Source organism: Mycobacterium sp. 2YAF39 (genome assembly GCF_052114565.1).
Lineage (GTDB): Bacteria > Actinomycetota > Actinomycetes > Mycobacteriales > Mycobacteriaceae > Mycobacterium.
This window is the reverse complement of record NZ_JBFREZ010000001.1, coordinates 328,268-352,700: the sequence shown is the minus strand read 5'-3', so window position 1 is coordinate 352,700 and position 24,433 is coordinate 328,268. Positions and strand designations below refer to the sequence as shown.

The 24,433-nt window shown below is 65.1% G+C and carries 25 protein-coding genes; 7 read left to right on the top strand and 18 right to left on the bottom strand.

Annotated features, from left to right (window positions below):
* Nucleotides 1-36: 36 nt before the first annotated feature.
* The 4 genes from AB4Z42_RS01790 to AB4Z42_RS01775 form a co-directional block, all read right to left on the bottom strand.
* Nucleotides 37-537, bottom strand: coding sequence for a nitroreductase family deazaflavin-dependent oxidoreductase (locus tag AB4Z42_RS01790; protein ID WP_442007402.1), 501 nt, complete (start codon nucleotides 535-537; stop codon nucleotides 37-39).
* A gap of 57 nt (nucleotides 538-594) precedes the next feature.
* Nucleotides 595-1,344: a DJ-1/PfpI family protein gene (locus AB4Z42_RS01785; RefSeq protein WP_442007401.1), complete on the bottom strand. Its 750-nt coding sequence runs from the start codon at nucleotides 1,342-1,344 to the stop codon at nucleotides 595-597.
* A gap of 18 nt (nucleotides 1,345-1,362) precedes the next feature.
* A complete protein-coding gene (locus AB4Z42_RS01780; RefSeq protein WP_442008085.1) occupies nucleotides 1,363-2,319 on the bottom strand; it encodes a GlxA family transcriptional regulator in 957 nt (318 codons plus the stop codon).
* 62 nt (nucleotides 2,320-2,381) lie between these two features.
* Nucleotides 2,382-3,344, bottom strand: a complete 963-nt coding sequence (locus AB4Z42_RS01775; RefSeq protein WP_442007400.1) for an o-succinylbenzoate synthase — start codon at nucleotides 3,342-3,344, stop codon at nucleotides 2,382-2,384.
* A 36-nt stretch (nucleotides 3,345-3,380) separates the two neighbouring features.
* Between AB4Z42_RS01775 and AB4Z42_RS01770 the strand changes: the two genes are divergently transcribed.
* From AB4Z42_RS01770 to AB4Z42_RS01760, 3 genes are all read left to right on the top strand, one after another.
* Entirely contained in the window at nucleotides 3,381-3,872 is a 492-nt protein-coding gene (locus AB4Z42_RS01770) for a DUF427 domain-containing protein (RefSeq protein WP_442007399.1), read from the top strand.
* A gap of 63 nt (nucleotides 3,873-3,935) precedes the next feature.
* Nucleotides 3,936-4,415, top strand: coding sequence for a TspO/MBR family protein (locus tag AB4Z42_RS01765; RefSeq protein ID WP_442007398.1), 480 nt, complete (start codon nucleotides 3,936-3,938; stop codon nucleotides 4,413-4,415).
* A complete protein-coding gene (locus AB4Z42_RS01760; RefSeq protein WP_442007397.1) occupies nucleotides 4,415-5,041 on the top strand; it encodes an SOUL family heme-binding protein in 627 nt (208 codons plus the stop codon). Before AB4Z42_RS01765 ends, AB4Z42_RS01760 begins: the two co-directional genes overlap by 1 nt.
* Before the next feature lie 11 nt (nucleotides 5,042-5,052).
* On the opposite strand, the gene AB4Z42_RS01755 is transcribed toward AB4Z42_RS01760, so the two are convergent.
* The 13 genes from AB4Z42_RS01755 to AB4Z42_RS01695 all read right to left on the bottom strand — a co-directional run bounded on the left by AB4Z42_RS01755 (nucleotide 5,053) and on the right by AB4Z42_RS01695 (nucleotide 19,735).
* Nucleotides 5,053-6,597 carry a long-chain-fatty-acid--CoA ligase gene (locus AB4Z42_RS01755; RefSeq protein ID WP_442007396.1) on the bottom strand — a complete coding sequence of 515 codons (1,545 nt, stop codon included), beginning with the start codon at nucleotides 6,595-6,597 and terminating at the stop codon, nucleotides 5,053-5,055.
* 30 nt (nucleotides 6,598-6,627) lie between these two features.
* Nucleotides 6,628-8,238, bottom strand: a complete 1,611-nt coding sequence (locus tag AB4Z42_RS01750; RefSeq protein WP_442007395.1) for an amidohydrolase — start codon at nucleotides 8,236-8,238, stop codon at nucleotides 6,628-6,630.
* A gap of 45 nt (nucleotides 8,239-8,283) precedes the next feature.
* Nucleotides 8,284-9,081 (bottom strand): mannan-binding protein, encoded by a 798-nt coding sequence (locus tag AB4Z42_RS01745; protein WP_442008084.1) that lies wholly within the window; start codon nucleotides 9,079-9,081, stop codon nucleotides 8,284-8,286.
* Nucleotides 9,081-9,713, bottom strand: a complete 633-nt coding sequence (locus tag AB4Z42_RS01740; protein WP_442007394.1) for a DUF3329 domain-containing protein — start codon at nucleotides 9,711-9,713, stop codon at nucleotides 9,081-9,083. Before AB4Z42_RS01740 ends, AB4Z42_RS01745 begins: the two co-directional genes overlap by 1 nt.
* Before the next feature lie 15 nt (nucleotides 9,714-9,728).
* A complete protein-coding gene (locus tag AB4Z42_RS01735) occupies nucleotides 9,729-10,979 on the bottom strand; it encodes an MlaD family protein (RefSeq protein ID WP_442007393.1) in 1,251 nt (416 codons plus the stop codon).
* The gene (locus tag AB4Z42_RS01730; RefSeq protein WP_442007392.1) at nucleotides 10,976-12,187 is read right to left on the bottom strand and encodes an MlaD family protein; all 1,212 of its coding nucleotides are present in this window, start codon (nucleotides 12,185-12,187) and stop codon (nucleotides 10,976-10,978) included. Before AB4Z42_RS01730 ends, AB4Z42_RS01735 begins: the two co-directional genes overlap by 4 nt.
* Complete coding sequence (locus tag AB4Z42_RS01725) at nucleotides 12,184-13,293, bottom strand: MCE family protein (RefSeq protein WP_442007391.1); 1,110 nt, start codon at nucleotides 13,291-13,293, stop codon at nucleotides 12,184-12,186. Before AB4Z42_RS01725 ends, AB4Z42_RS01730 begins: the two co-directional genes overlap by 4 nt.
* The gene (locus AB4Z42_RS01720; protein ID WP_442007390.1) at nucleotides 13,290-14,333 is read right to left on the bottom strand and encodes an MlaD family protein; all 1,044 of its coding nucleotides are present in this window, start codon (nucleotides 14,331-14,333) and stop codon (nucleotides 13,290-13,292) included. Before AB4Z42_RS01720 ends, AB4Z42_RS01725 begins: the two co-directional genes overlap by 4 nt.
* A complete protein-coding gene (locus tag AB4Z42_RS01715; RefSeq protein WP_442007389.1) occupies nucleotides 14,326-15,381 on the bottom strand; it encodes an MCE family protein in 1,056 nt (351 codons plus the stop codon). Before AB4Z42_RS01715 ends, AB4Z42_RS01720 begins: the two co-directional genes overlap by 8 nt.
* Nucleotides 15,378-16,973 (bottom strand): MCE family protein, encoded by a 1,596-nt coding sequence (locus tag AB4Z42_RS01710; protein ID WP_442007388.1) that lies wholly within the window; start codon nucleotides 16,971-16,973, stop codon nucleotides 15,378-15,380. The genes AB4Z42_RS01715 and AB4Z42_RS01710 overlap by 4 nt, the downstream gene beginning before the upstream one ends.
* A gap of 8 nt (nucleotides 16,974-16,981) precedes the next feature.
* Nucleotides 16,982-17,839: an MlaE family ABC transporter permease gene (locus AB4Z42_RS01705; RefSeq protein WP_442007387.1), complete on the bottom strand. Its 858-nt coding sequence runs from the start codon at nucleotides 17,837-17,839 to the stop codon at nucleotides 16,982-16,984.
* A gap of 1 nt (nucleotide 17,840) precedes the next feature.
* On the bottom strand, nucleotides 17,841-18,650 hold the full coding sequence (locus AB4Z42_RS01700) for an MlaE family ABC transporter permease (protein ID WP_442008083.1): 810 nt from the start codon (nucleotides 18,648-18,650) through the stop codon (nucleotides 17,841-17,843).
* Nucleotides 18,651-19,090: 440 nt separating this feature from the next.
* On the bottom strand, nucleotides 19,091-19,735 hold the full coding sequence (locus AB4Z42_RS01695) for a TetR/AcrR family transcriptional regulator (RefSeq protein WP_442007386.1): 645 nt from the start codon (nucleotides 19,733-19,735) through the stop codon (nucleotides 19,091-19,093).
* Between the two features lie 47 nt (nucleotides 19,736-19,782).
* Here AB4Z42_RS01695 and AB4Z42_RS01690 point away from each other — a divergent pair, with 47 nt between their 5' ends.
* The 3 genes from AB4Z42_RS01690 to AB4Z42_RS01680 all read left to right on the top strand — a co-directional run bounded on the left by AB4Z42_RS01690 (nucleotide 19,783) and on the right by AB4Z42_RS01680 (nucleotide 22,491).
* Nucleotides 19,783-21,012 (top strand): oxygenase MpaB family protein, encoded by a 1,230-nt coding sequence (locus tag AB4Z42_RS01690; RefSeq protein WP_442007385.1) that lies wholly within the window; start codon nucleotides 19,783-19,785, stop codon nucleotides 21,010-21,012.
* The gene (locus AB4Z42_RS01685) at nucleotides 20,987-21,898 is read left to right on the top strand and encodes an oxygenase MpaB family protein (protein WP_442007384.1); all 912 of its coding nucleotides are present in this window, start codon (nucleotides 20,987-20,989) and stop codon (nucleotides 21,896-21,898) included. The genes AB4Z42_RS01690 and AB4Z42_RS01685 overlap by 26 nt, the downstream gene beginning before the upstream one ends.
* 122 nt (nucleotides 21,899-22,020) lie before the next feature.
* Nucleotides 22,021-22,491 (top strand): YciI family protein, encoded by a 471-nt coding sequence (locus tag AB4Z42_RS01680; RefSeq protein WP_442007383.1) that lies wholly within the window; start codon nucleotides 22,021-22,023, stop codon nucleotides 22,489-22,491.
* A gap of 6 nt (nucleotides 22,492-22,497) precedes the next feature.
* Here AB4Z42_RS01680 and AB4Z42_RS01675 read toward each other — a convergent pair whose 3' ends face one another.
* Nucleotides 22,498-22,737 (bottom strand): DUF3253 domain-containing protein, encoded by a 240-nt coding sequence (locus AB4Z42_RS01675; RefSeq protein ID WP_442008082.1) that lies wholly within the window; start codon nucleotides 22,735-22,737, stop codon nucleotides 22,498-22,500.
* Between the two features lie 75 nt (nucleotides 22,738-22,812).
* Between AB4Z42_RS01675 and fadD8 the strand changes: the two genes are divergently transcribed.
* Nucleotides 22,813-24,423 carry a fatty-acid--CoA ligase FadD8 gene (fadD8, locus tag AB4Z42_RS01670; RefSeq protein ID WP_442007382.1) on the top strand — a complete coding sequence of 537 codons (1,611 nt, stop codon included), beginning with the start codon at nucleotides 22,813-22,815 and terminating at the stop codon, nucleotides 24,421-24,423.
* The last annotated feature ends 10 nt before the right edge of the window (nucleotides 24,424-24,433 follow it).

The window sequence follows — 24,433 nt, the reverse complement described above, 5'->3', positions numbered from 1 at the left end:
CAGGAGCGCTGTGCGCGCTCGAAGGCACACAAATCGCTAGTCGACCTTGGTGAACGCCACCACCGGGATGCGGCGTCCATTCGTCGTCTTCTGGTAGCCCGCGTAGTTCGGCATGAACTGCGTGGCCAGCCCGAACAGCCGGTCGCGTTCGTCGCCGACCATCTCCTCGCCGAGGAACGCGCCTTGGTAGCCGCGGGATGCGAGCGTGACGCGGGGATTCGCCTTGACGTTGTGGTACCAGCCGGGATGACGCACGTCGCCGTAGTTGGACGCGATGACGATCACGCGGCCACCGTCGGTGAAGTAGGTCAACGGCGTGCTGCGCTGCTGACCGGACTTCGCGCCGGTGTGCGTGAGCAGCACCTCCGGCAGCGACATCGACATCGACAAGTGGCCGTTGGTCAGCTTGATCAGTGCGCGGTCGATGCGCCAGCCGTACCGCCGCAGAAACGCCTGCGCCGGACCTGTCGCCATGAAACGTGCGCCGGCCCTGATCATGGGTGACGGCGGATTGGGCGGAACCTCGGGAATTCCCACGCCTGTGACCGTATCGCCTGCGATTTCGGCGTGGTTAGTCACGCTGAGCGAGACTCGTCACGCCGAAATCGCCTCGCGGTCGCGTTTGCGGGTCTTTCGCGATCGCACGCGGCGGATCGCGGCGTCCCACAGCAGCTGCACCGTCGGCACCAACTGCCCCTCCTTGACGGTGTCGATGGTGAGCAGCGCCGAGGCGGTCGCCTTGGTCGCGGCCGACGCCTTCGACATGTGACCGGAGTCGTACGGCGGTTGGGGGTCGTACTCGATCACGAGCTGGACCGCCTTGGCCTTGGCATCGCCGCAGATCTGACCGAACAGCCAGATCCCGAGGTCGATCCCCGCCGAAACCCCCGCCGCCGTGGCGATCTTGCCCTCGTGCACGATGCGCTCGTCACCGACGGCCTCGACGCCGAACGGCTTGAGCATCGGCAGGCACATCCAGTGCGACGTGGCGCGCCGGCCGTCGAGGATGCCGGCTGCGGCGAGGATCACCGAGCCCGAACACACCGACGTCGTCCAGGTGGACGTCTCGTGCACCCTGCGCACCCAGTCGAGCACCCTCTCGTCACGGGCGTGTTCGAACGTCCCTCCGCCGCCAGGCACCAAAACAATGTCCGGACAAGGGGTCTCATCAAAGGAATGCGTGGCGCCGACGAGCAGCACACCCGAGTCCGCGGTGATCGGTCCCGGCTCATGCCAAACGAACCGCACCTCCGCGTCCGGCAGATTCCGCAGTACCTCGTACGGGCCGATGAAGTCCAGGGCGGTGAACCCGGGGTACACCATGATCGCGATCTGCTGGGACATTTGGAGCATCTCCTTTGGTTAGGCGAACGTCTTTCGATACAGGTCGGGCGAAATGCCGAGTCGTCGAACGAAATTGCGGCGCAGCGTCTCGGCGCTCCCGAACCCGCAGCGCGCGGCGATCACCGTGACGGTGTCATCGGTCTCCTCCAGCTGGCGGCGGGCGGCCTCGGTGCGGATCCGCTCGACATAGGCACCCGGCGCCTCACCCACCTCATCGGTGAACACGCGCGTGAAGTGTCGTGGGCTCATCGCCGCGCGGCGGGCGAGGTCGGGAATGCTGTGCGCACCACCGGGTTCGGATTCGATGGCATCCTGCACGTCGCGGATCGGCGCCCGCTTGGCGCGCGGCATCCACACCGGTGCGGCGAACTGCGTCTGACCACCCGGTCGCCGGAGGTACATGACCAGCCAGCGCGCCACCGTCTGCGCGACGTCGGTGCCGTAGTCGTCCTCGACGAGCGATAGCGCGAGGTCGATGCCGGCCGTGACGCCCGCCGCCGTCCAGACCTTCTCAGAACTCTTCACGAAGATCGGTTCGGGGTCGACGGTCACGGCAGGGAATTCACGCGCCATCTGCGGAGCGAACGCCCAGTGCGTGGTCGCCACGCAGCCGTCGATCAGACCTGTCTGGGCGGCGATGAACGCCCCGGTGCAGACGCTGACCACGCGACGCGTCTGCTCGGCGGCGATCTGGATCCATCCGATGGTGTCGGGATCGCGCCGCGCGTCGTCCACGCCGGCACCACCAGGCAGGACCAGCGTGTCGATCGGTTCACGCGGGTCGGGTAGAGACTCAGCGACAAACGCGAGGCCGGTGAGCGTTGTGGCCGGTTCGCCGTCGCGGGTCACGACGCTGACGGAATAGCCCTCATCGGAGCGCCCCGCGGCGGCCAGGCAGACGGTGGCGCCGGTGAACACATCGAAGGGGCCGACCAGGTCGAGAGCCTGGACGCCCGGAAAGCCGAGGATTACCACCGATCGCACGCATCCAGTGTTGGCGAGCACCCGCGTGGCGTCTAGGCCGTGCTCCCCACAAATTAGGACATCAGCGCGTGGCAGGCCCGAATGCGGTCGATCCACCACTGTCGGCGTTCGGACGCAGCGGCCAAATCGGCCAGCCGCGCCGGATCCGGTGTCACGGCTGCGACAGGCAGGAACCCGTCGATGGGTACGGCAGGCTCGGCGATGTCGTCGACGAAGAGTCCGCCCGTGCCCAGGCCACAGGCATACCGCAGAGCGGGCAGTGCGGCGGCCGCCAGCAGCCCGCGTCCGATGCCCACCGCCGAGTCCAGCGCGCTGGACACCACGATCGGGATGTCGATCTGTGCGGCGATCTCGAGCATCCTGGTGACGCCACCCAGCGGAGCGACCTTGAGTACGGCCACGTCCGCGGCGCCCTCGCGGACGACGCGTAGCGGATCGTCGGCCTTGCGGATGCTTTCGTCGGCGGCGATCGGCACGTCGACCCTGCGCCGCAGTGCAGCCAGCTCGGGCACCGTCGCGCACGGCTGCTCCACATATTCGAGGGGACCGTCGGCGGTCAATGCGGCGATCGCGGCGGCGGCGTCGTCGACGCTCCAGCCGCCGTTGGCGTCGACCCGCACCGTCGGCATCAGTGCGCGAACGGCGTTGACGCGTGCCACGTCGTCGGCGAGCGACTGGCCGGGCTCGGCCACTTTCACCTTCGCGGTACGCGCGCCGGGAAACCGGTGCAGCACCTCGGGCACCTGGTCCGCGGCGACGGCGGGCACGGTCGCGTTGATGGGGATCCGGTCCCGGTGGGTCGCGGGCGGGTTGTCGTAGGCGGCTTCGATCGCCGACGCCAGCCAATGCGCCGCCTCGGGCGGCCCGTATTCGAGGAAGGCGCCGAACTCACCCCAGCCCACCGGACCTTCGATGAGCGCGACCTCCCGAACGGTGATGCCGCGGAACCGAACCCGCATCGGCAGCGACACGACGTGCAGACGCTCCAGCAGATCGTCGAGCGGCGGGGTCACCATCTCATACTGCACCGGACATCGGCCTACAGTGGTGACGTGCCCGTCCCCGACAAGCCGCGTCCCGGTCAGGAGTCGGTGTGGGATTACCCCCGTCCACCGCGACTGGAGGAGTTCGCCGGTTCGATAACCGTTGAACTCGGGGGTCAGACCATCGCATCGACAACGCGGGCGTGGCGCGTGCTCGAGACCAGCCATCCACCGACGTATTACCTGCCACAGGACAGCTTCACCGAGGGCAGCCTGCGTGTCGCCGATGGGTCGTCGTGGTGCGAATGGAAGGGTCGGGCCAGCTACTTCGACCTCGTGACGGTGTCGGCGGTGGCGCCGCAGGCCGCGTGGACGTATCTCACTCCGACTTCCGGTTTCGAGGCAATCGCGGGAGCCGTCGCGGTGATGGCAGCACAGGTCGACCGCTGCACGGTCAACGGTGAAAAGGTCACGCCACAACCCGGGAACTTCTACGGCGGGTGGGTGACGAGCTGGGTCGCCGGACCGTTCAAGGGCGTGCCCGGATCGATGGGCTGGTGAGGTTTAGCGTCGGGCGCTCCTGGTAATATTTCAGATACTTAAATATCTAAGAAGGAGCCGGGCGTGCAGATCCGAACGTTGTTACCGACCGCCCTCGCGGTGACGGCCACCGCTGTACTCGGTGGCCTGGCAAGCCGTCCGGCGCAATCAGCATGGTACGAGAAGCTGAAGAAACCGCCGTATCAGCCGCCGCGACAAGCCTTTCCGATCGTATGGCCGGTGCTGTACGCGGATATCGCCGTCACCTCGGCGACCACGCTGGATCATCTCGAGGCACGCGGGGAGAATCGGCAGCGACGCGCCTACATCGTCGCGCTGGTGACGAATCTGGTGCTCAACGGCAGTTGGTCGTGGCTGTTCTTCAACCAGCGACGGCTCGGGACCTCCGCGATCGCCGCAGCCGCGCTGACAGTCAGCAGTGCCGACCTGACCAGGCGATCGATCGCCGTGCAGGGAGCCAAGGCCGCACCTCTGGCCGCCTATCCGGCCTGGTGCGCATTCGCGACCGCGCTGTCCACTCACATCTGGGCGCTGAACCGCTGATGCGACTCATCGAGATTCCCGGCCAGGTCGCCGAATCGCTCTTGTCGATCGTCGGCATCCGCTTCGGCACCGAGGAACCCCACTACCTGGCGACCAAGCTGACCGACGGGGTGGAGATTCGGCGGTACGGCCCTCGCATCGCCGCGCAAACGACGGTCGTCGCCGACGACGAACGGGCCCGCAACATCGGCTTCCGCCGACTGGCGGGCTACATCTTCGGTGCCAACCACCGCAACGAGTCGATCTCCATGACTGCGCCCGTCGGCCAGGACTCAGGTGATCGCATCGCGATGACCGCACCCGTCGCGCAGGTCCCCGACGGCGAGAACCGCTCGGCGATACGCTTTTTCATGCCATCCAAATGGACGATGGAGACATTGCCGAAACCAGACGACGAGCGCGTCGAGCTGGTCGAAGTTCCCGCCGCGGTCTACGCCGTCCTGCGCTTCACCGGTGACCGCAGCCCGGCAGCCGTCGCCGCCAAAACTGACGACCTGCAAAAAGTCCTGCGCGACAACGACGTCGAATCGACGGGGCCGCCGACCGCGTGGTTCTTCGATCCGCCGTGGACACTGCCGTTCCGCCGGCGCAACGAGATCGCGATCCCGGTTAAGCCACAGACCTAGGCCGTCGCGCCTTACGAGTACTGCTTGCGCAGATCCTTCTTGAGGACCTTTCCGGTCGGGTTCCGCGGTAACTCATCGTGGAAGTCGACGGATTTGGGGCATTTGTACGCGGCCAGCCGTTCTCTGGCGAAGGCGATCAGTTCGGCTTCGGTGGCTTCACCCTCAAGCTGGACAACGGCTTTGACCACCTCGCCCCACTTGTCGTCGGGTATTCCGATGATCGCGACATCAACCACCGCGGGATGCTCGGCGAGCGCCCGTTCCACCTCGATGGAGTAGATGTTCTCACCACCGGAGATGATCATGTCCTTCAGCCGGTCCTCGACGAAGATGTAGCCGCCGTCGTCGACGCGACCGATGTCACCGGTGCGGAACCAGCCGTCCTTGGTGATCGACTCCTCCGTCGCCTCGGGCTTGTTGTGATAGCCCTTCATCAACTGCGGTGAGCGGAACCACAATTCGCCCTGCTCGCCCTCCGGCACTTCTTCGAGGGAGTCGGGGTCGACCACCCGCACCTCAGCGTTCGGAACCAGCGTCCCCGCGCTGGACAGCCGCTCCTCCTTGCCGGGGTCACGGTGGGCCTCGGGAAGCAGATGGCTGATGACGCCACACAATTCGGTCAAGCCGTATGCCTGCATGAAATCCGTGTTGGGCCACGCCTCCAGCGCCCGACGCAACAACGGCAGCGGCATCGGCGACGCGCCATAGGCGAACGTCTTGAGCGAACCGAACAGCTTGACGGCATCCTCACCGGAATCGAGCACCTTGGCCAGTACCGCGGGAACCAGGAAGGTTCTGTTGGCGCCCTTGAGAATTGCGCCGGCCAGTGACGCACCGTCGACCTCGCGGGTCATCACGCTGGGGAAGCCGTCGTGGATTCCGAACTGCACATAGGATGAGCCGCCGACGTGGAACAGCGGCATCGACACCATGTTCTTGTCACCCTCGTCGAACTCGAACCCCTCGTGTGCATTCAGCGTGTGCGCAATGAGGTTCGCCTGAGTCAGCTGCACACCCTTGGGCTGGCCTGTCGTGCCTGACGAATACATGATGATCGCGACGTCGTCGGGTTCGACATCATCCGCTCGCCCGGTTGCGGTAGCGGCTGCCAGCATCGCCTCGTACTCGTCGGCCTCACCACCTTCAGGCGTGACCTCGATGACGTGCTCGACATGGGTGAGCTTGTCGCGGATCTTGTCGATGTTGTCCTTGAGGTCCTTGCCCACGATCAGCACCTTGGCGCCGGAGTCGTTGAGCACATAGTCGAGTTCAGAGGCGGCGAGCCGAAAGTTGATGATCGCGGTTGCCGCGCCCAGCGAGGCCGCGGCGAACGTCATCTCCACGCAGGCAGGGTGATTCTTGTCGAGGAACGCCACCACATCGCCGCGCTTGATCCCGCGCTCCTTCAGCGCACCCGCCAGCCGGCGCACGCGGTCGTTCCACTCCGCCCACGTCCACGATCGGTCGAGGTAATCGAAGGCCTCGTCATCCGGTTTGGTTTCGGCCCAATGGGCGGTGCGGTCGTCGAGGAAGCGGGGATCAGCCAGGTCAGACATGCCACGAGCGTAGTCAGCGCCGGCGCGGTGTCAGTTGCCTTTCGGATAAACCTGTCGCCCAGCCAGGTATGTCGCGCGTACCTCGAGATCAGCGATCGTTTCCGGCGGTACCGATCGCGGGTCGGCCGACAACACGACCATGTCGGCGTACTTGCCGACCTCCAGCGAACCGATCACATCGTCGGAGTGCAGCTGCCAGGCCGCGTCGATGGTCTGCGCGCGGATGGCCTGATCGACCGTGATCCGCTGCTCCGGACCGATCACGCGGCCGCTGGGCGCGGTACGGGTCACGGCCACGCTGATGTTGCGCAGCGGCTCCTCGGGCGTGACGGGCGGGTCGTTGTGCAGCGAGATCCGCATGCCCGTGGCCACCGCCGAACCGCACGGCATCCAGCGGTTGCCGCGCTCGGGCCCGAACAGGCCGTCGACGACGATGTCACCCCAGTAGTGGATCTGGTCGACGAACAGGCTGCAGGTGACGCCGAGATCATGGGCGCGCTGCAGTTGGTCGTCGCGGATCGCGCCGACGTGTTCCAGCCGCAGTCGGTGATCGTCGCGGGGATGTTGGCGCAGGGCTTCCTCGTAGACGTCCAGGATGGTGTCGGCACCCGCGTCGCCCTGGACGTGGCAGGCCATCTGCCAGCCCTTCGGGAAATAGGCGCCGACGATCTCGGTCAGCTGCTCGCGGGTGTAGTTCGCGCAGCCGCACGAACCCTTGGGGATGCCGATGCTGCGGGTCGCCGCGGTGTCCAGATACGGGAACGACAGGTCGATGTTGCCGATCCACGGTGACCCGTCGACCCAGATCTTGATGCCGGCCTGGCGGAACATGTCGTCGCCGTTGTCGGGCACCATGTCGGTGGTCATCGCGGCGGTGGACATCTCGTAAACGCGCAGCCGCACCGTCAGGTCGGCATGCATCTGCTCGACCATCGATCGGAAGAGCGGATCGAACGCCATCTCCGAACACGTCGTCAGCCCGGCCCGATTCAGCCGGGCCAATTCCTCGCGCAGCATGGCGGGGTATTCACTGGGCTGAATCGCGCCGCTCAGCAAGGGGAAGACGGCCTGGATCTCCTGGGCGATGCCGTTGAGGTCGCCGTTCGCATCGCGACCGTAGGACGCGCCTTTGGGATCGGGAGTGTCGCGGGTCAGGCCGACGCGTGCGGCGGCCGCGGAGTTGAAGTAGGCCTTGTGCCCGGAGTTGTGCACGATCACCAGCGCGGTGTCGGGGGCGACGCCGTCGAGCCACGCGAGTGTCGGGTCGGGCAGCCCCTCCTGCAACAACGCATCCCAGCCGTTGAGGTAGGCGCCGTCGGCCCCGCGCCTGGCGACCTCCGCCTCGATCGCCTTGATGACGTCGTCGGCGTCGGGCAACGTGACAGGGCGGATGTCGACCATGCGGTCGGACAGCACGATGGCCTCCATCAACGGGTGGCCGTGCGCCTCGACGAGGCCGGGCATCACACACGCCTCACCGAGGTCCACGGTCTTGGTGTCGGGGCCGATCCAGGTGTCGACCTCCGACCGTGTGCCGACCGCGACGATGCGGCCGTCGGTCACGGCGAGCGCTTCGGCGGTGGGCTGTGATTCGTTGACGGTGACGACAGTTCCGATGAGCACGAGATCCGCAGCGGGCATCCGCCCAGTATGGCGGTGCGCGATTGCGGCGGTGGGAATTTCTGCTCAGGCTCCGCCGAACTCGGGACGCAGGATCGGGCTTAGCGCGGCGAGCGGGATGTGCACCTGCACGGTGCCGCCGTCCATCGGCCACTGCATATGCCCTGGCGTGTAGTCGAGCGGAGTGTCGTGTCCGACAGGGTAATCCGGCAGATACAAGATCAGCTCGTCCCCGCTCAGCGCCCAGGCCCGGTAGCCGCCGGAGTACACCTTGTCCGGGCTCCAGCGGTCCGGAGTGAACGGATAGGTGCCAGGTTGGTGTGGCGGCGGCGCCGCATCGAGGGCCGTGACGATGAACGGCGCACCTAGACGCGCGATCTCGGCCCCGTGGTCGACTCCCGGTTTGAACAGGTCGGCCAGCTTCAACTGACGCCCGCCCGCGAAGGTGAACGTGCGGTAGGCGTCGCTGATGATGGGCGCGTTCGGGTGCGCGAGGGCGTCGGTACCGACGGTGCCCGAGTACATCTCGTGGAAGACGACCGTCATCGCGTCGCCGTGCTGGAAGATCTGGAACTGCTCCTCGCCGAAGCTGTTTTGGACCATCTTGGCGGCGGCCGTACGCCAATTGTTCATCAGGGTGGTCAGGTACTCCCGGATGGTGGGGTTCTCCACCAGATCGCCGGGCAACGCCATCTTGATGTTGCGAACCGCCTTGCGCTCCGATTCCACCGACGTGCTGCAGAACTGCCCGTCCCACTGACCGCCCAGCTCACCACACAAGTCCGGCGCTGACGCCGACGCGGTGGGTGCGATGCAGACCACCGACGCGAGTGCCGCGAGACCCGCGATGGCGGAGCGCAGGATCACGGCAGCTCTACTTTGCTTGCCCGCCAACGACCGTCGACGTATTCCATCGTCATCTTGATCCTGCTGCGGTCGACCCGCGGATCCGGAACGCTGGTGTTGGACACCGACTGGTCGACGAACAGCAGCACGACGACCTTGTCCTTGGACGCGGACTGCACGGCTGAATCGAGGACGACACCATGTGCGTTCGCCTTGTTGTCGACGAGCAGTTGGCGCAACTGCACGCTGGATTGTGAGTACATGTCTTTGAACTCGCCGGTCGAGCCGTCGAGGACCTGGGCGAAGTTCTCGTCGACCCTGTTCGAGTCGATGCTGGTCAGGATTCCCGCATATGCGACGGCCGCTTCCTGGGCTTCATGGCTCGCCTGTTCGACCTGCCGGTCCTGCCAGAGTTGCCACCCCAGAAATCCCGAACTACCCAGTGCGGCAATGAGGATCGCCACGACAGCGCCGATCCGCAGTCGACGTGGCCACCGCCGGTCCTTGGTGTCCTCGATGTCCTCGGTGCTCTCAGAGTCGTCGGTGCCGGCGTCGATGTCCTCATCGGCATCCTCGACTGCTTGATCCGCTTCCAGTTCGTCAGCGGTGTCGGTATCGGTGTCTTTATCGGTCGTCACGGACATGGTCATCTCCTTCTGGGTAATTCAACGCGGTGGCTCGATGGGCAGGGTGGGCCCGCCGTAGGGGGTCGGAATCGTGAAGCGGCCCTTGGGCGTCGGGTCGGTCTGGCGGCCGAGGTCGGCGCCGGGAGGCGGGCCCGCGGTGTCGTCGTCGGCGGGGCGCGGCGCGTTCTTCGCTCCGCGGACCATCACCCCCGGGTGGTCGTCGCGGCAGTACGTATACATGAACGGTTCCGGATAGTCGGCCGACGACGGTGGCCGTCGAGGCGTTCCGTAGTCGCAGGCGTACTGCGGGTAGATGTCCCCCGTCGCCCACAGTCCGTGATCGTGCATGGTGCTGCCGATCGCATCCAGTAGCGATGTGCGGTAGGTCGGGAACAAGGCGTTCAGTGCGGGCACCCGAAGGTAGAGCAGTCGCGACGTGGTCGTCAGGTTGCCGAGCAATTGCACCATGGTGTCGGAGTTGTCGGCGAACAACGCGTCGACGTCCGACAACGTTTGTGGCGCCTCGTTGGTGAGCCTGCGGTAGCCGTCGCGCATATTGGTGATGCCGGTGAAGCTCTCGTTTAGATTGCCTGCGGCGACGTCGATTCCGGCGCTCTTGTCGGCGACGAGGGTGAACACCGTGCGACCGTTTCGCAGGATGCTGGTGGTCTCCGGCAGCACCGAGTCGAGGGTGGACAGCAGGAACGTGCCGCCTTTGATGATGTCGGCCAGCTTGCGCGGTCCGTCCTTGCTGAGGCTCAGTTCAGCTTTGATCAGCTCGATCTTGGCCGGGTCGATCTGGGCCAGCGCACCGTCGGCGTCGGCGAGCAACTCCGCCAGGCTGACGGGCACGGTGGCCCTGCCCTGGGCGATGCTGCTGCCGTCGTGGAGATAGGGGCCGTCATTGCTCTGCGCCACGAAGTCGATGTACTGCTCGCCTGCCGGCGAAAGCCCTGATACGCGTACGTCACTGGACTGCGGGATCGGGACGGACGAGTTGACGTTGACGACGGCGTTGACGCCGGAGGGCGTGATGTCGAGCCTGTCCACCCGACCGATCCGTACGCCACGCAGTGTGACGTCCTGATTGGGGAGCAGTCCCGCGGATTCCGGGAGTTCGATGGTCACCCGGTAGGTCGACGCCAGTGGATTCACCTGCAGCGCAGCGAAAAACAGATAGCCGACGGCCACGACCAACGTCAGGATGAGGGCACCCGCCGACAACCATGCCCGCCTGCGGTGACCCGCGCGCACCACGGCAACAAAGCGGTCGGCGACCGCGGCGATCATCGTGGCGCCTCTGCCGGTGGTGGCGGCGCCGGTGCGGGAGGGACGACCACGACCTCTCCCGGTTCGGTCGGGCTGGGCACCACCGGCACCTGTGGGACACCGGGTCCCTTGCCGACGATCCGTTCCTGCAGCCGGTAGAGCGTGTACTGCACCGACCCGACAAGCTGGTGCCAGTTGTACCGCTTAGGGCCGTGCAGCCCTGGGTCACCGGCGAAGCCGATGTCCGGGATCGACCCAAGGACCAGCCGGTCGACGCTGGCATTGACCGCGATGGCGTTACTGGTGGTCGACTTGACGAACGGCGGCATCAGCCGGTTCAGCGCGTAGAGCGTCGCGTCGGGAGTGAGCGCCACGTCGTTCCACGCCCGCGCGACCTCGTTGGCGTCGGCGATGACGCTGCGGCCACTCGTGTCGGTGCCCGCGATGGACGGGAACTTACGCAGCTGAGCGGAAACGTCGCCGGCCTGCACAACGAGGTCGGCGATTTGACTGGTGTGAGCGGCCAGCGTGTCGGTCGCGGGACGCGCCTCGGCCATGACATCGGAGATGATCTGGTTCTTCGCCTCGATGGCGTCGACGAGTCGCGACGTTTCGGTCATAGCGTCGGCGATCTGGTCCGACCGCGCGTTGAGCTTGCCGAGCGTGTGGTTCGTCTTGCTGATGAGCGTGCCGAACGCCGACCCCTGATCGCCGGTCGCCTTGCCGAGGCCGTTGACGATGTTGGTGAAGTTCCGCACCGCACCGCCGTTGACGAGGATCGCCGCCGAGCCGAGCACCGACTCGACAGTCGCGGCCGCGGTTGTGGAGTCCAGTGCGATGGTGTCGCCGTTCTTCAGAAGTGACGCACCGGGTCGTGGCGGATTCGGCGGCTTGACGGCGATGAACACATCACCCAGCGGAGTCGCAGACCGCAGCTCGGCGGTGCTGCCCGCCGGAAGCTGGACCCCGTCCATGATGCGCAACGTCGTCACCGCGGTGTAGTTGCGGGCCACCATCTTTTCGAGTTGGCCGACGTCGGCGCCCGCCAGCTTCACCTTCGCGTTGGCGGGCAGGTTCAGCGCGTTGGAGAACACCGCCGTCAGCGTGTAGCCACCCGAGCCCGCCCCAGGTGCGGGCAGCGGCAGGCTGGCCAAACCTTCAGAAGCACAACTGGATACGGTCAGACACACGGCGACAGCCAGCGCGGTGACCCGTGGACCGGCCTTCACTTCTGCCCCATCGCAGCGAGCCCATCGAGCATGTAGGTCAGGCCGTAGTCCGGTCCGAAGTCCTGCAGTGTGCCCGTGCTGCACCCCAACTGGCGCAAGCCCATCATGTTGCAGACTTCCTTGATCGTCTGCGTGTCGAAGAGCACGCGGTCGGTGAGCACCTTGACCCGGACAGCACCGTTGTTCTGGTCGACGATGTTGTAGAGGTTGTCCAGTGTCATCGGCGCCAGATCAAGGAACTCAGCCAGATCCCGCTGATGATCGACGGTCGTGCCTGACACGGTGTTGGCGTTTTCGACGATGCCCTTGATGGCTTCGCGGTTCGCCGCGAGCACCTCGCCCGCCTGCACGAGCACCTCGTTCAGTTTCTTCCCGGTTGTCCCGCTTCCGAGGTCCTCGTCGGCCAGAACCTGGCTGAGCACGCGGACATTCGAGCCGAAGTCCCTCAGCGTCGCGTCGTTGGTGGTCGCCGCGTCGAGCAGTGAGCTGACGTTTCGCACGATCGTTGTCAGCTGATCGCGTGTCACTGCACCGCCGTCGGCGCTGAGGCGCAGGGCATTCGACAGTTCGCCGAGCGAGTCCTTCATCTGCTGACCGTTGCCGTCCGCGATGGCGGCACTGGCATTCACGAGGTCCGCGACCGGACCGTTGCCCTTACCGTCACCGCGCAGCGAAACCGACAGCTTGTCGATAACGTCGAGCACTCGCGCGAACTCGACGGGAGTCTTCGTCCGACTCAGCCCGATGGTGTCGCCGTTCTGCAATGTCGGGCCTCCACGATACGGCGGCGTCAGCTCGATCTGGCGATCGGTGAGAATCGAATTGGAGATCGTCACCGCCTGGGCATCGGCGGGTACCTTGACGTCCTTGTCCACGGTGAACTCGACTTCGACGTATCCACCCTTTGGCGTGATCTTGGTGACCTTGCCGACCGGCATGCCGAGCACCGCAACGGTGTTGTTCTCGTAAAGCCCGGCAGCACTGTCGAACTGGGCGGTGAATGTCACCGTGGTGAGCTGGTCCTTGGCGAAGGTCCACACCACCCCGACTGCCACCAGCGTCAGCGCAAGGACGACGGCACCGACCAACAGCACTCTGCTTCTCATTTGCAGTCCTGGAAGTAGGGAATCATGTTGAACTGCTCGGCGCGCTCGCTGATGGCGCACATCCACGAGTCGACGAGCAGGCCGTTGGGCGCGTTGAAGCCCACCGCATTGCCGGTTCCGCTGGCGTTGGCCAGGCCGCGTAATGCGATCGGACCGGATTGCAAGGTGCTGCGCAGCAGGTCGTCGTGGTCTGCGAGCATGCCGGACAGCTCGTGGACATTGCGCAGCAACTCCTCGAACTCAGGCCGGTCGTCGATCACGATTCCGCTGAGCGTTTGGACGAGGTTGGTGAGCGCGCTCATCATCGCGTGGAAGGTCTCACGCCTGGCGACGAACTCTCCGACCAGCGAGTTACCCTGCCTGACAAGGCTTCCCACTGTGGCCTGTTGGCGGCGCAAGGTATTTGTCACGGTTTCAGTGGTTTTCAGCAGCGAACCCAACTGATCGCGTCGCTCGGCGATGATCATGGACAGCGTCTGAGTGTTGGCCAGTGCCTGCGGAATGACCGGTGGCAGCGTTTGCAGTTGTTTACCGAGGACACTGAGCGTTTCCGCGAACTGGTCCGAGTCAACCTGTTCGTACGTGGTGGTGACGTCGGCGAGTGCCTCCTGCAGATCATAGGGAACCTCGGTGTGCCCCAGATCAAAGGTGTTGTCGGGCACCGATCCTTCCCCCGCCGGCTGCAAGGACAGGTATCGGGATCCGAGGATGGTGGTGATCTTGATGGAGGCGCTGGACTGCGCACCGAGAGGTATGTCGTCGCGCACCTTGAGGCCCGCCTCGACGTGGTCTCCGGCCAGTTCCATGCTGGTGACTTCGCCGACAGGGATGCCTGCGATCGTGATCGGATTGCCCACTTTCAGCGCCGCCGCTTGCAGGAACTGCGCCGTGTAGTGGCGGTAACCCACATTCGCGACCTTGACGAGCAACATCGCCCCGATCAAAACCGCCACCACCGCGACCGCGATGATTCCCAGCCAGGTCTTGTTGCGGTCCTCCAGCGGACGACGTACACGTCGCCGGGGTGATTGATCAGCCATTGGCCATGTTCCTGCACTTCGGCGAGTACTGCGTGCCCGGTCCTGGCGAAGCCGCGTCGACGATGATCGGGATCACGTCGTTGAGCCCGGGGAAGAAACCCTGAATGTTGAGGTCGCACGCATACGCGTTGGCGTATGGACCTTCGCTCGTGATCCGGGCGAATCCCTTCAGCAGCAGGGGAAGATTGGCGCCGGTGAACGCCAGCTGCGGCTCGAGGCCGACCATGTGTGAGGCGAACCCCGGCTCTCGGGTGACGAGCTCGTTCAGCGACGGATACACCTCGTCGGAGATCGACGACAGCTGCCGGACCACCTTCGCCATCGATCCCATCGAATCCACCAGCTCTGGACGCCTGGCATCGAAAGTGGAGACGACGCTGCGGGTTTCGGTGATGACATGGTCGAGGTCCTCGTTGTGCCTCGCCAGATTGGCCACCACGGTGTTGAGATCGGTGATGACGCCGCCGAGTTCCTGATCGCGACCCGCGAATGCGTCCGTCAGCTGCGAGGTCTGATCCACCAGTGCGGTGATTGAGCCGGTGTCACCTTGTAGCGACTGGACGACGCCCTTGGTGAGGTTGTCGGCGTCGCGCGGGTTGAGCAGGCTGAAGAGTGGCTCGTAGCCGTTGAGGAGGGTGCCCACGTCGAAGGAGGGATCAGTGCGTTCGACCGGGATCACACTGCCCGGCGGCAACGGGCCCGGCTCACCCAGGTTGCCGAGCGATAAACCGAGATAGCGCTGGCCGACGATGTTCTGATAGGTCACCGACGCAACCGTGGTCCCCAGCACCTGTTGATCGGACTGCACGACGAACGACACCTTCGCCTGATCACCCTGCAGTTCAATGGCTTCGACTCGGCCAACGCGAACTCCGGCCATCCGGACGTCGTCGCCCTCGCGCAGCCCGAACACGTCGGTGAACACCGCCGCGTAGGGCACTGTCGTCCCCGCGACGTCGCGCCGCAGCGTGACATACACGAGCCATGTCAACGCCACTGCCACGATCATGAACAACGACAGACCGATCAGGGCGCCGCGGTGTTTCATCCCGCCTCCTGCACAACAGACACCGTCGTCCCGCGAGCGAGCGGGCCGAGCAGCAATTGGGTGGCGCTCGTCGCCGGTTGCCCGGTGAGGAGGCCGAGTTGGGCACGTTCCTGTGGGCTGCCGACCGGCCCCACGTTTCCGCCGTAGGACGCGGGCGCAGCCTCAGCGGGCAGCACCGGCGCAGGCGGCGCGTTTCTCGAATTGGGTGCCGTCGGGTCCTGCCACGGTTTCGGGGCCACCGGGGCAGGTGGCGACAGCGGAACCGGTGGAGGGGGCGTGGGCACCAGCGCAGGGTTTGCCGTTCCCGGTACCGGCGGCGCTGGCGACATCCAGGGCGGTAGTGGGGGATTCGGATCTACCAGGCTCGGGTTCGGGTTGATCAACGGCGGACCGACGGCGACCAGGTTGCCGTCTTCACCGAGCACCGTGCCGGGTGGCGGCGTCAGATCCGGGGGCGGCTGGTAGTTCTGCGGCAGCAATACGTCGGGCAGTTCGGGTCGCGTCGGAACCAGCGGCGCGGTGAAGCAACTCGGCCCCTTCAGCTCTCCGTACTGCGGGCAATCCGCCCGGCTGTAGGTATAGCTGGGCGTGAACGACAGGTTGATCCGCATATTGCCGATATCGCGGTCGCCCATCCACACGTTCTCGAAGAACTTGTCCGCCAACTGATTGAGCTTGACGAACGCCGGGACGAAGTTGTGAGACGTCTGCGCCAGCACGCCGAGAACCGGGGTGAACTCGCCGGTGATCTTGACCAGCCGGTCGGCGTGGTTGTTCAACGCGGTGTCCGTGGTGCCCAGCGTGTGGACGCCGCCGGAGATGAGCGCGTCGAGCTGGGCACTCTGCTCGACGAGAGTCTGCATCGGTGCCACGGCCTGATGCAGCGAGTCGAGAAGCTCGGGTGCTGTCGCCTGCAAGCCACGCGTCGCGTCGATGAGCGCGGATACCGTCGTCGCATCGGGTTGGGTGGCCACTATCGAATTGAGCTGATCGATCAGGCGGTTCAATTGCCCACCCGCGTTGAGCAATTCGGCCCGCTTGCCCTCCGTCGCGGCGTTCACCGCCGCGAGGATGCCCACCGTTTTGTCCTCACGGCCACGCCCGGTCGCGGCGAGTACGTCGCGCAGCTTGCTGATGGTGGTCTGGAACAGCACCGTGGGCAACTGGTCATCCTCGGGGATGTGTGCGCCCGCGCGGATCGCCGCCCCAGGTCCGCGGTCGACGAGCTGAACCGAGGACACCGCGAACACATTGCTCGGCACCACCCGTGCGGTGACCCCGGCCGGAATCGATCGTGCGTACTCGGGTCTGAGATCGATGTGCACGAAGTTGGGATTGCCGTCGGCGGCCGGAGTGACGCTGTCCACCACGCCGACGAGTACGCCGTGATATTTGACGTCGGACCGTTGCGGCAGGCCGTCGCCGACGTTGACGAGGTCGGCTACCACACGGACGTACGGGTCGAGCCGGCCCGTCGACTTGACCAGCAGCGTCCCAGTGGCGATGGCCACGACAACGAGCACAGCCACGCCGCAGCCGAGTAACTGACGATTGGAGGGCCCGCGCCCGTCCGGCTCAAGGGAATTCGTCAATGTGCGCCCTATCCCCCGAACCTCGCGCCGGAGTCGACGGACCACAGCGCCATCGTCAGCAGCATGTTGACCATGATCACGACGGTGATGCTGGCCCTCATCGCATGTCCGGCAGCCACTCCCACGCCCTCGGGCCCGCCGCTGGCGTAGAAGCCGTAATAGCACTGCACGGTCGAGGAGATCCACACGAAGATGACGGTCTTGATCAGTGAGTAGACGATGTCCTGACCGGACAGCATCAACGAGAAGTAGTGCAGGTACGAGCCCGACGATCCGCCGCTGATGATGTAGACGACGACCTGCGTCGTCACGTAGCTGACGGCAAGGCATGCGACGTACAGCGGAATCACCGCGACCACCGAGGCCATCAATCTCGTCGTCACCAGATACGGGATGGGGCGAATCGCCAACGAATCCAGGGCGTCGATCTCTTCGGCGATGCGCATCGATCCCAGCTGCGCGGTGAACCGGCAGCCGGCCTGAGTGGCGAATGCCAGCGACGCGGCGATCGGTGCCAGCTCGCGGGTGTTCACCAACGACGAGATGATTCCCGTCGCGGGGCCCAGCCCCAGAAGGTCCAGAAAGTTGTACCCCTCGATGCCGACGAGGGCGCCGACTGTCATGCCGAGGACGACCGCGACGCCCGCGGTGCCACCGCCGACCACCAAAGAACCTTTTCCCCAAGCGATATCGGAGAGCAATCGGACGAACTCCGTGCGGTAGTGGCGCAGCGCGATCGGCACGCCCGTCACGGCCCGGACGAAGAACACCAGCATGTGACCGAGCCGGATCACCGGAGTGCTGAGTCTGCGGTAGAGCCTGATCACCGGTACGAGAACCGCCGGCCGGTACGGAGCCACACTCATGTCACAGACCCACCCGCGGGAACATCATGATGTAGAGCTGGCTGATGGCGACGTTGACGATCATCAACACGAGGATCGATTCGACGACCGCGGCGTTGACCGAGTTCGCCACTCCGGTCGGACCGCCGACCGTGGACAGCCCTTTCTGGCACGACACCACGGCCACGATGGCGCCGAAGATCACCGCCTTGACCAACGCGATGACCAAGTCTCCGGTCGTCGCAAACGACGCGAAGGTCGCGACGAAGCTGCCCGGTGCGCCGTTCTGGAAGTAGACGTTGAACAGGTAGCTCGCGAGGAACCCGACGAAACAGACGACACCGGTGAGCGCGACGCCGACCATGATGGCGGCAGCGAAGCGCGGCACCACCAGGCGCCGGATCACCGAGACGCCCATCACTTCCATCGCGTCGGTTTCTTCCCGCATCTTCCGCGATCCGAGATCCGCGGTGATGGCCGAACCGACGGCGGCCGCCATCAGGATCGCGGCCGTCAGCGACGCGGCCTGCCGGATGACCGCGAGCCCGCTGGCGGCCCCGGCCAGCGAGGTGGCGCCGACCTGGCCGGCCAGCAATGCGAACTGAATCGACAGGGTGACACCGATGGGCAACGCCACCAGCACCGTCGGCAGTACGGCCGTCCCGGCCATGAACGCGCCCTGACGGACGAATTCCCGCCACTGGAAGCGACCGGTGAAGAGATCGATGAAGAAGTACTGGAGTGTGCGGGTGCCCAGGACGAACTGCTCGCCGACCGTTGCCAGCGAGGCCAACGGGTGGCGTTGGACGTATCCGACGCTCCAGTCGGAAATGACTCCGAGGCCGTCGCCGGATTCGCCGGCTCGCGACCGGCCGGTAGGCGGCGCGGTCACCAGCCTCCCCCTTGCGGCAAGGCGATCAGCCGCCGAGTCGCATGTGCTTGCGCCCAGTCAACCTGAACCCCCCGGATTCGAATAACCGACCCGGCAATCCGGCGTCGGACGATTCGGTAGCACCCTCACTACCGCTCGACACGCTATGGCTGGCTACCCGCCAACGTCAAGATCTTGGCGAATAGTCGTTAACATAATGACACGCTCACTTAGCGTAATATGAGGTTTTGGTGCACGAATGACCGGCTTTGGGCACACCCAACGGTCCTCATAGATATTTACTTCGCTTACCCCGAGTGGAACTGGCGAAACGACGTCCGGGATTCACAGTCAGATGCTGACACGAGCAGACGCTCGCATTCAATTCGCGTTCTGTCAGGTCAGAAGCAGTCTTCCGGCGGAGTCGGCCAGGGCCGCAGATAACTCAGCGCCATAACGGTGATCTCGTCGATGAACTCGTCGCGACTGATCGGAGGCTGGTCGAGGATGTAGCGCACACACAGGTGCTCCACCATGCGGACCAGCATCCAAGCGGCAGTGTCATGCGAACCGACAGGGCGCAGCTGTCTCTGATTGATGGTCAGATAGGCCTTGGTGAGTTCGCCGATACGCTGCTCGAAAGCGATGAGCTTGCTACTCGCACCGAGTCGCGGCGTCTGCTCCATCACCGCTCGCAGAAACTCGGGGTGCACATCGAGGGCATCAAGCAGTGCGGCAATGGATTCGCGAACGTAGTCGGGTGCGGGCTGACTGAGCCGCTCGGACACCCGCGCTGCGACGCGCGCGGACAGTTCGTCGCTGTACCGGTCGATCACGGCAGCCGCGATCGCATCTTTGTTGGGAAAGTACTGGTACAGCGAGCCGGGACTGATTCCTGCGGCCGCCGCGATGCGATTGGTCGAGGCGCCGTCATAGCCGTGGGCGATCAGCATCTCCTGACCCGCGTCCAGGATGCGATCGACCATCAAACGGGATCGCTCCTGTCGCGGCGTCCTGCGCAGGGCGGGATCGACCTTGGCTGCCATCAGAAGACGAATTGAATGCGAGTGATTGCTCGTGTCATCATCCGACCATGGTTGCACAGACGACGCTGCCGTCGCACCCCCGTCGCTTCATGGAAGCGCCGCAGCGCAATCGCCGCCTGGGGCGTCCACTTGCGCTGCTCACCAGGACGGTCCGGCCCGACGACCACCTGATCGAGCTGATCGGCCGACGGTTGATGCAGCGTGACGAGCTCGGAGCAGCCCTGGTCGCGGCTATGCGGATCTCCGATCCAGACGATCCCGACCGGGTGACGATGGGCCAATTCAAGACTGCCCTCGAAAACGGTGCCGATGCAGTGCCCGACTGCCCGCACGCCCTACGTGAGTTCTTCACCGAGGTGGAGCGGGTCCCGCACTGGGTTGACATGGATCTGATCAACGAGGGTGCGGCGGCCTACCGACGCCTGGGCACCAATGCCGCCGATGTGATGCTGCAGTTGTCGTTGATCGGCGGCTACCGATTCGGTGGGCCGGCCGACCTTTTGGTGGAAACCGGCGGCCTGACCGGGCGCAAGACCGTACGACGGCTGGCCGAAACCCAGAAGTGGGCCGTAGCCGTATCGCAGCCCGACGCCATGCGTCGAGAGGGCGAAGGCTTCAGGCTCACCGTCCACGTCCGGTTGATGCATGCGCTCGTGAACCATCAGTTCGAAACCAACGGCCGCTGGGATATCGACCAGTGGGGTTTACCAATCAACCAGACCGACCAGGCCGCCACCTTGGGGCTGTTCAACGGCGCATTGCTGTTGGGTGTCCGCCTTCTCGGCGTTCGAGTCACGAAGTCCGAATCGCGGGCGATCATGCACATGTGGAAATACGTCGGCTGGTTGATGGGTGTCGACGAGGACTGGTTGTGCGACAACGAAGCTCAGCAACACCGGCTCAACTACCACTTCCTCATCACTCAATCCACCGTGAGCGCGGCGGGTCCCCCGCTGGCGCGATCGATCGTTGAGGCACAGAAGTTCCTGCACTATCCAAACAGGTCCCGGCTGCGCGGCACCTACAACCGCGCGCGTCTGCTGAGCATGCTGAGCTACTTCCTTCGAGCCGAGGGCATGCGCGATCTCGGACTGCCCCGGTCGATCCCTTGGGCGGTGATCCCGACGCTTGCCACGAACAGCGTTCGCTACCAGATACTTTCGCGCACCCGCAAGGGTCGATCGTATCTAGAGCGGTGGGGTGAGCGGTCGAGCGAAGAATTGCTGGCGAAGTACTTCGGGGAGCAGAACCATGACGTCGGTCAACTCACCGTCTGACGGGTCGCGGATCGAGCTGGGACCGGGGTCGCTGCTCTGGCGGTGGGCGGGTGACATGCGTATCGCCTTCGAAGGTGGCACCGCGGGGTTGTTGCAGACCATGCACCCTGCCATCGGACAGGGGCTCATCGACCATTCCGATTTCTTCGATGACCCTGTCGACCGCGTATTTCGCTCGCTGCCAGGGATACTCGGGACGGTCTATGCCGGGCAAGAGGCCGAAGCAACCGGACTTCGCGTTCGCGACTTCCACCGCGAGATCAAAGGCACGCTGTCAACGGGCGATCGCTACCACGCTCTACAACCTGAAACCTTCTGGTTCGCGCATGCCACTTTCCAGCGCATGGTCGACCGGCTCGCGTTGCATTGGGACCGTCATCGCTTGACCGACAGCGAATGGGAGCACCTGTATTCGGAAGGTTGCGAGTGGTACCGGCGCTACGGCATGTCAGGCAGCGTGGTGCCGCCGAACAGAGCAGCATTCGAACGGGAATTCAACCGCTACTGCCATGACGTTCTCGAACCGAACGAGGCATCGGATTATCTGATCGAGTTCATCAACCGCCGCTCGATTCCCGATATGAGCGCATCGCCGGACTATCCGTCGCATCCGCGGCTACGGCCCCTGACCAACGCGTTGCTACCCACCCTGCCGGTGCGGACGGCGCTGGCGCCGCCGATGCGACTGGTCATCTTCGGTGGGTTGCCAGCATTCGTCCGGGATCGCTTCGGCATTGCGTGGAGTCGTGGCGATGAACGGCGTTATCGAGCCATCCGCGCCAGCGTCCGTGCGGGTTGGGCCTACGTCCCTGCGTCTCTCAAGTGGTACCCGGCTGCACGCAAAGGCTGGCTTCGCGAACTCGGGGACGTGCCCCGGCGATTCTGACTGCACATCCGAAAAATTCGATGAAAAAAGTTCGTCAGCCGTGTCGATTTCAGTGGATGGCCGTTCGACGTGTCAGTGAGGGCACGATGGACGGGCCCCTTCCCCACTAGAAGGAGACAACAATGTCGCGCTACATGCTGATCATGCGGTCCAGCGAAGAGGCCGAGGCCGCGTTCGAGGAGTCGGGCATCAGTTTCGACCAGGTCATCGAGGAGATGGGCCGGTTCAACGAGGAACTCATCAAGGCCGGCGTGCTGCTCGCCGGTGAGGGCCTGACGGGACCCGAGGAGGGCTTCGTCGTCGATTTCAACTCCGACCCGCCTGTGGTCACCGACGGCCCGTACACCGAGGCCAAGGAGCTGTTCAACGGGTTCTGGATCCTCGACGTGTCGTCCAAGGAAGAGGCCAAGCAGTGGGCGCAGAAGGTGCCACTCGGCAAGGGCGTCAAGCTCGAGGTGCGGCGGGTGCACGACACCGAGGAGTTTCCTGCGGACAACCCCTGGGTGCAAAAGGAAATCCAGTGGAAGGCCGACCTGGCCGAGAAGATCGCCGCCCAGGCCCGGGCGGACGCCGACAAGGTCGCCAATCGCTGAGTTCGCCTATCTGGCGCGGATCCTGATGGGTCCGCGCCAGGTCGCGTCCGGGTCCAGGACCTTTCCCTTCTGAGTGATCTCGACGTCGCCGCGCCTCGCGAGTTCCCTCGCGATGTCGCGCGCGTCGCCCATGAGATCGCGCCAGTTGTCACCGCCGACGGCCCGCGCGGCGTCGGACGGGCAGATGGTCTTCGACGGGCCACGCTCACGGGCGAGTGCCAGCATCGTGTCCCGCAGCCTTCCGATGGAGCCCACTGAGTCCAGGTACCCGAATCGAACGGCGCTTGCCACCGAATCTGTAACACGTTCTAATCTGAAGCCATGACCGACGATCTGTTGCGCCATCCCCTCCATTCCGGCCACCTCACGGTGGGCGCGCTGAAGCGGAACAAAGACAAGCCGGTCTTGTTCCTCGGCGACACGACGCTGACCGGCGGCCAGTTGGCGGAGCGCATCAGCCAGTACATCCAGGCGTTCGAGGCCTTGGGCGCAGGCACGGGCGTGACGACCGGTCTGCTGGCGCTGAACCGGCCGGAGGTCCTGATGATCCTGGGCGCCGGGCAGACGCAGGGCTACCGCCGTCTGGCACTGCACCCTCTGGGCTCTCTCGACGACCACGCCTACGTCCTCAACGATGCCGGGGTCACGTCGTTGATCGTCGATCCAAACCCGATGTTCGTCGAGCGGGTGCAGGGGCTGTTGGAAAAGGTGCCCGGGCTCAAACAGGTCCTGACGATCGGCCCGGTGCACGACGCGCTGGCCGAAAGCGACATCACGGCTGTCGACCTGACCGCCGAGGCGGCCAAGTACACGCCCCAGCCTCTGGTCGCCGCGAGCCTCGCGCCCGACCACATCGGCGGCATGGCCTACACCGGCGGCACGACCGGCAAGCCCAAGGGTGTGATCGGCACGGCACAGTCCATCACCGCGATGACGACGATCCAGCTCGCCGAGTGGGAATGGCCGGAGAACCCCCGATTCCTGATGTGCACACCGCTGTCCCACGCCGGTGCGGCGTTCTTCGTACCGACGATCATCAAGGGCGGCCAGCTGATCGTGCTGACCAAGTTCGATCCCGCCGAGGTGCTGAAGACCATCGAGGAGCAGAAGATCACGGCGACCATGCTGGTGCCCTCGATGATCTATGCGCTGATGGACCATCCGGATTCGCACACCCGCGATCTCTCGTCACTCGAGACCGTCTACTACGGCGCTTCGGCGATGAACCCCGTGCGACTGGCCGAAGCGATCCGCCGGTTCGGCCCGATCTTCGCGCAGTACTACGGCCAGTCCGAGGCGCCGATGGTGATCACCTATCTGCCGAAGGGCGATCACGACGAGAAGCGGCTGACGTCATGCGGGCGCCCCACGGTGTTCGCGCGGACCGCGCTTCTGGACGGCGACGGCAATCAGGTGGCCCAGGGGGACGTCGGCGAGATCTGCGTGTCCGGTCCGCTGGTGTCGGGCGGCTACTGGAACAAGCCGGAGGCGACGGCCGAGACCTTCCGCGACGGGTGGATGCACACCGGCGACCTGGCCCGCGAGGACGAGGACGGCTTCTGGTACATCGTCGACCGCACCAAGGACATGATCGTCACCGGCGGCTTCAACGTGTTCCCGCGTGAAGTGGAAGACGTTGTCGCAGAGCATCCTTCGGTTGCCCAGGTCTGCGTCATCGGCACGCCCGACGAGAAGTGGGGTGAGGCGGTGACGGCGATCGTCGTGCTGCGCCCCGATGCCGCGTCCGACGAGGCGGCGATCGCGACGATGACCGCCGAGATCCAGGCCGCGGTCAAGGAGCGCAAGGGTTCGGTGCAGTCACCCAAGCAGGTGCTCATCGTCGACTCGGTACCGGTGACCGCGTTGGGCAAGCCGGACAAGAAGGCTGTGCGCGCACAGTTCTGGGAGGGCGCCGGCCGCGCCGTCGGCTGAGTTGCCTCAC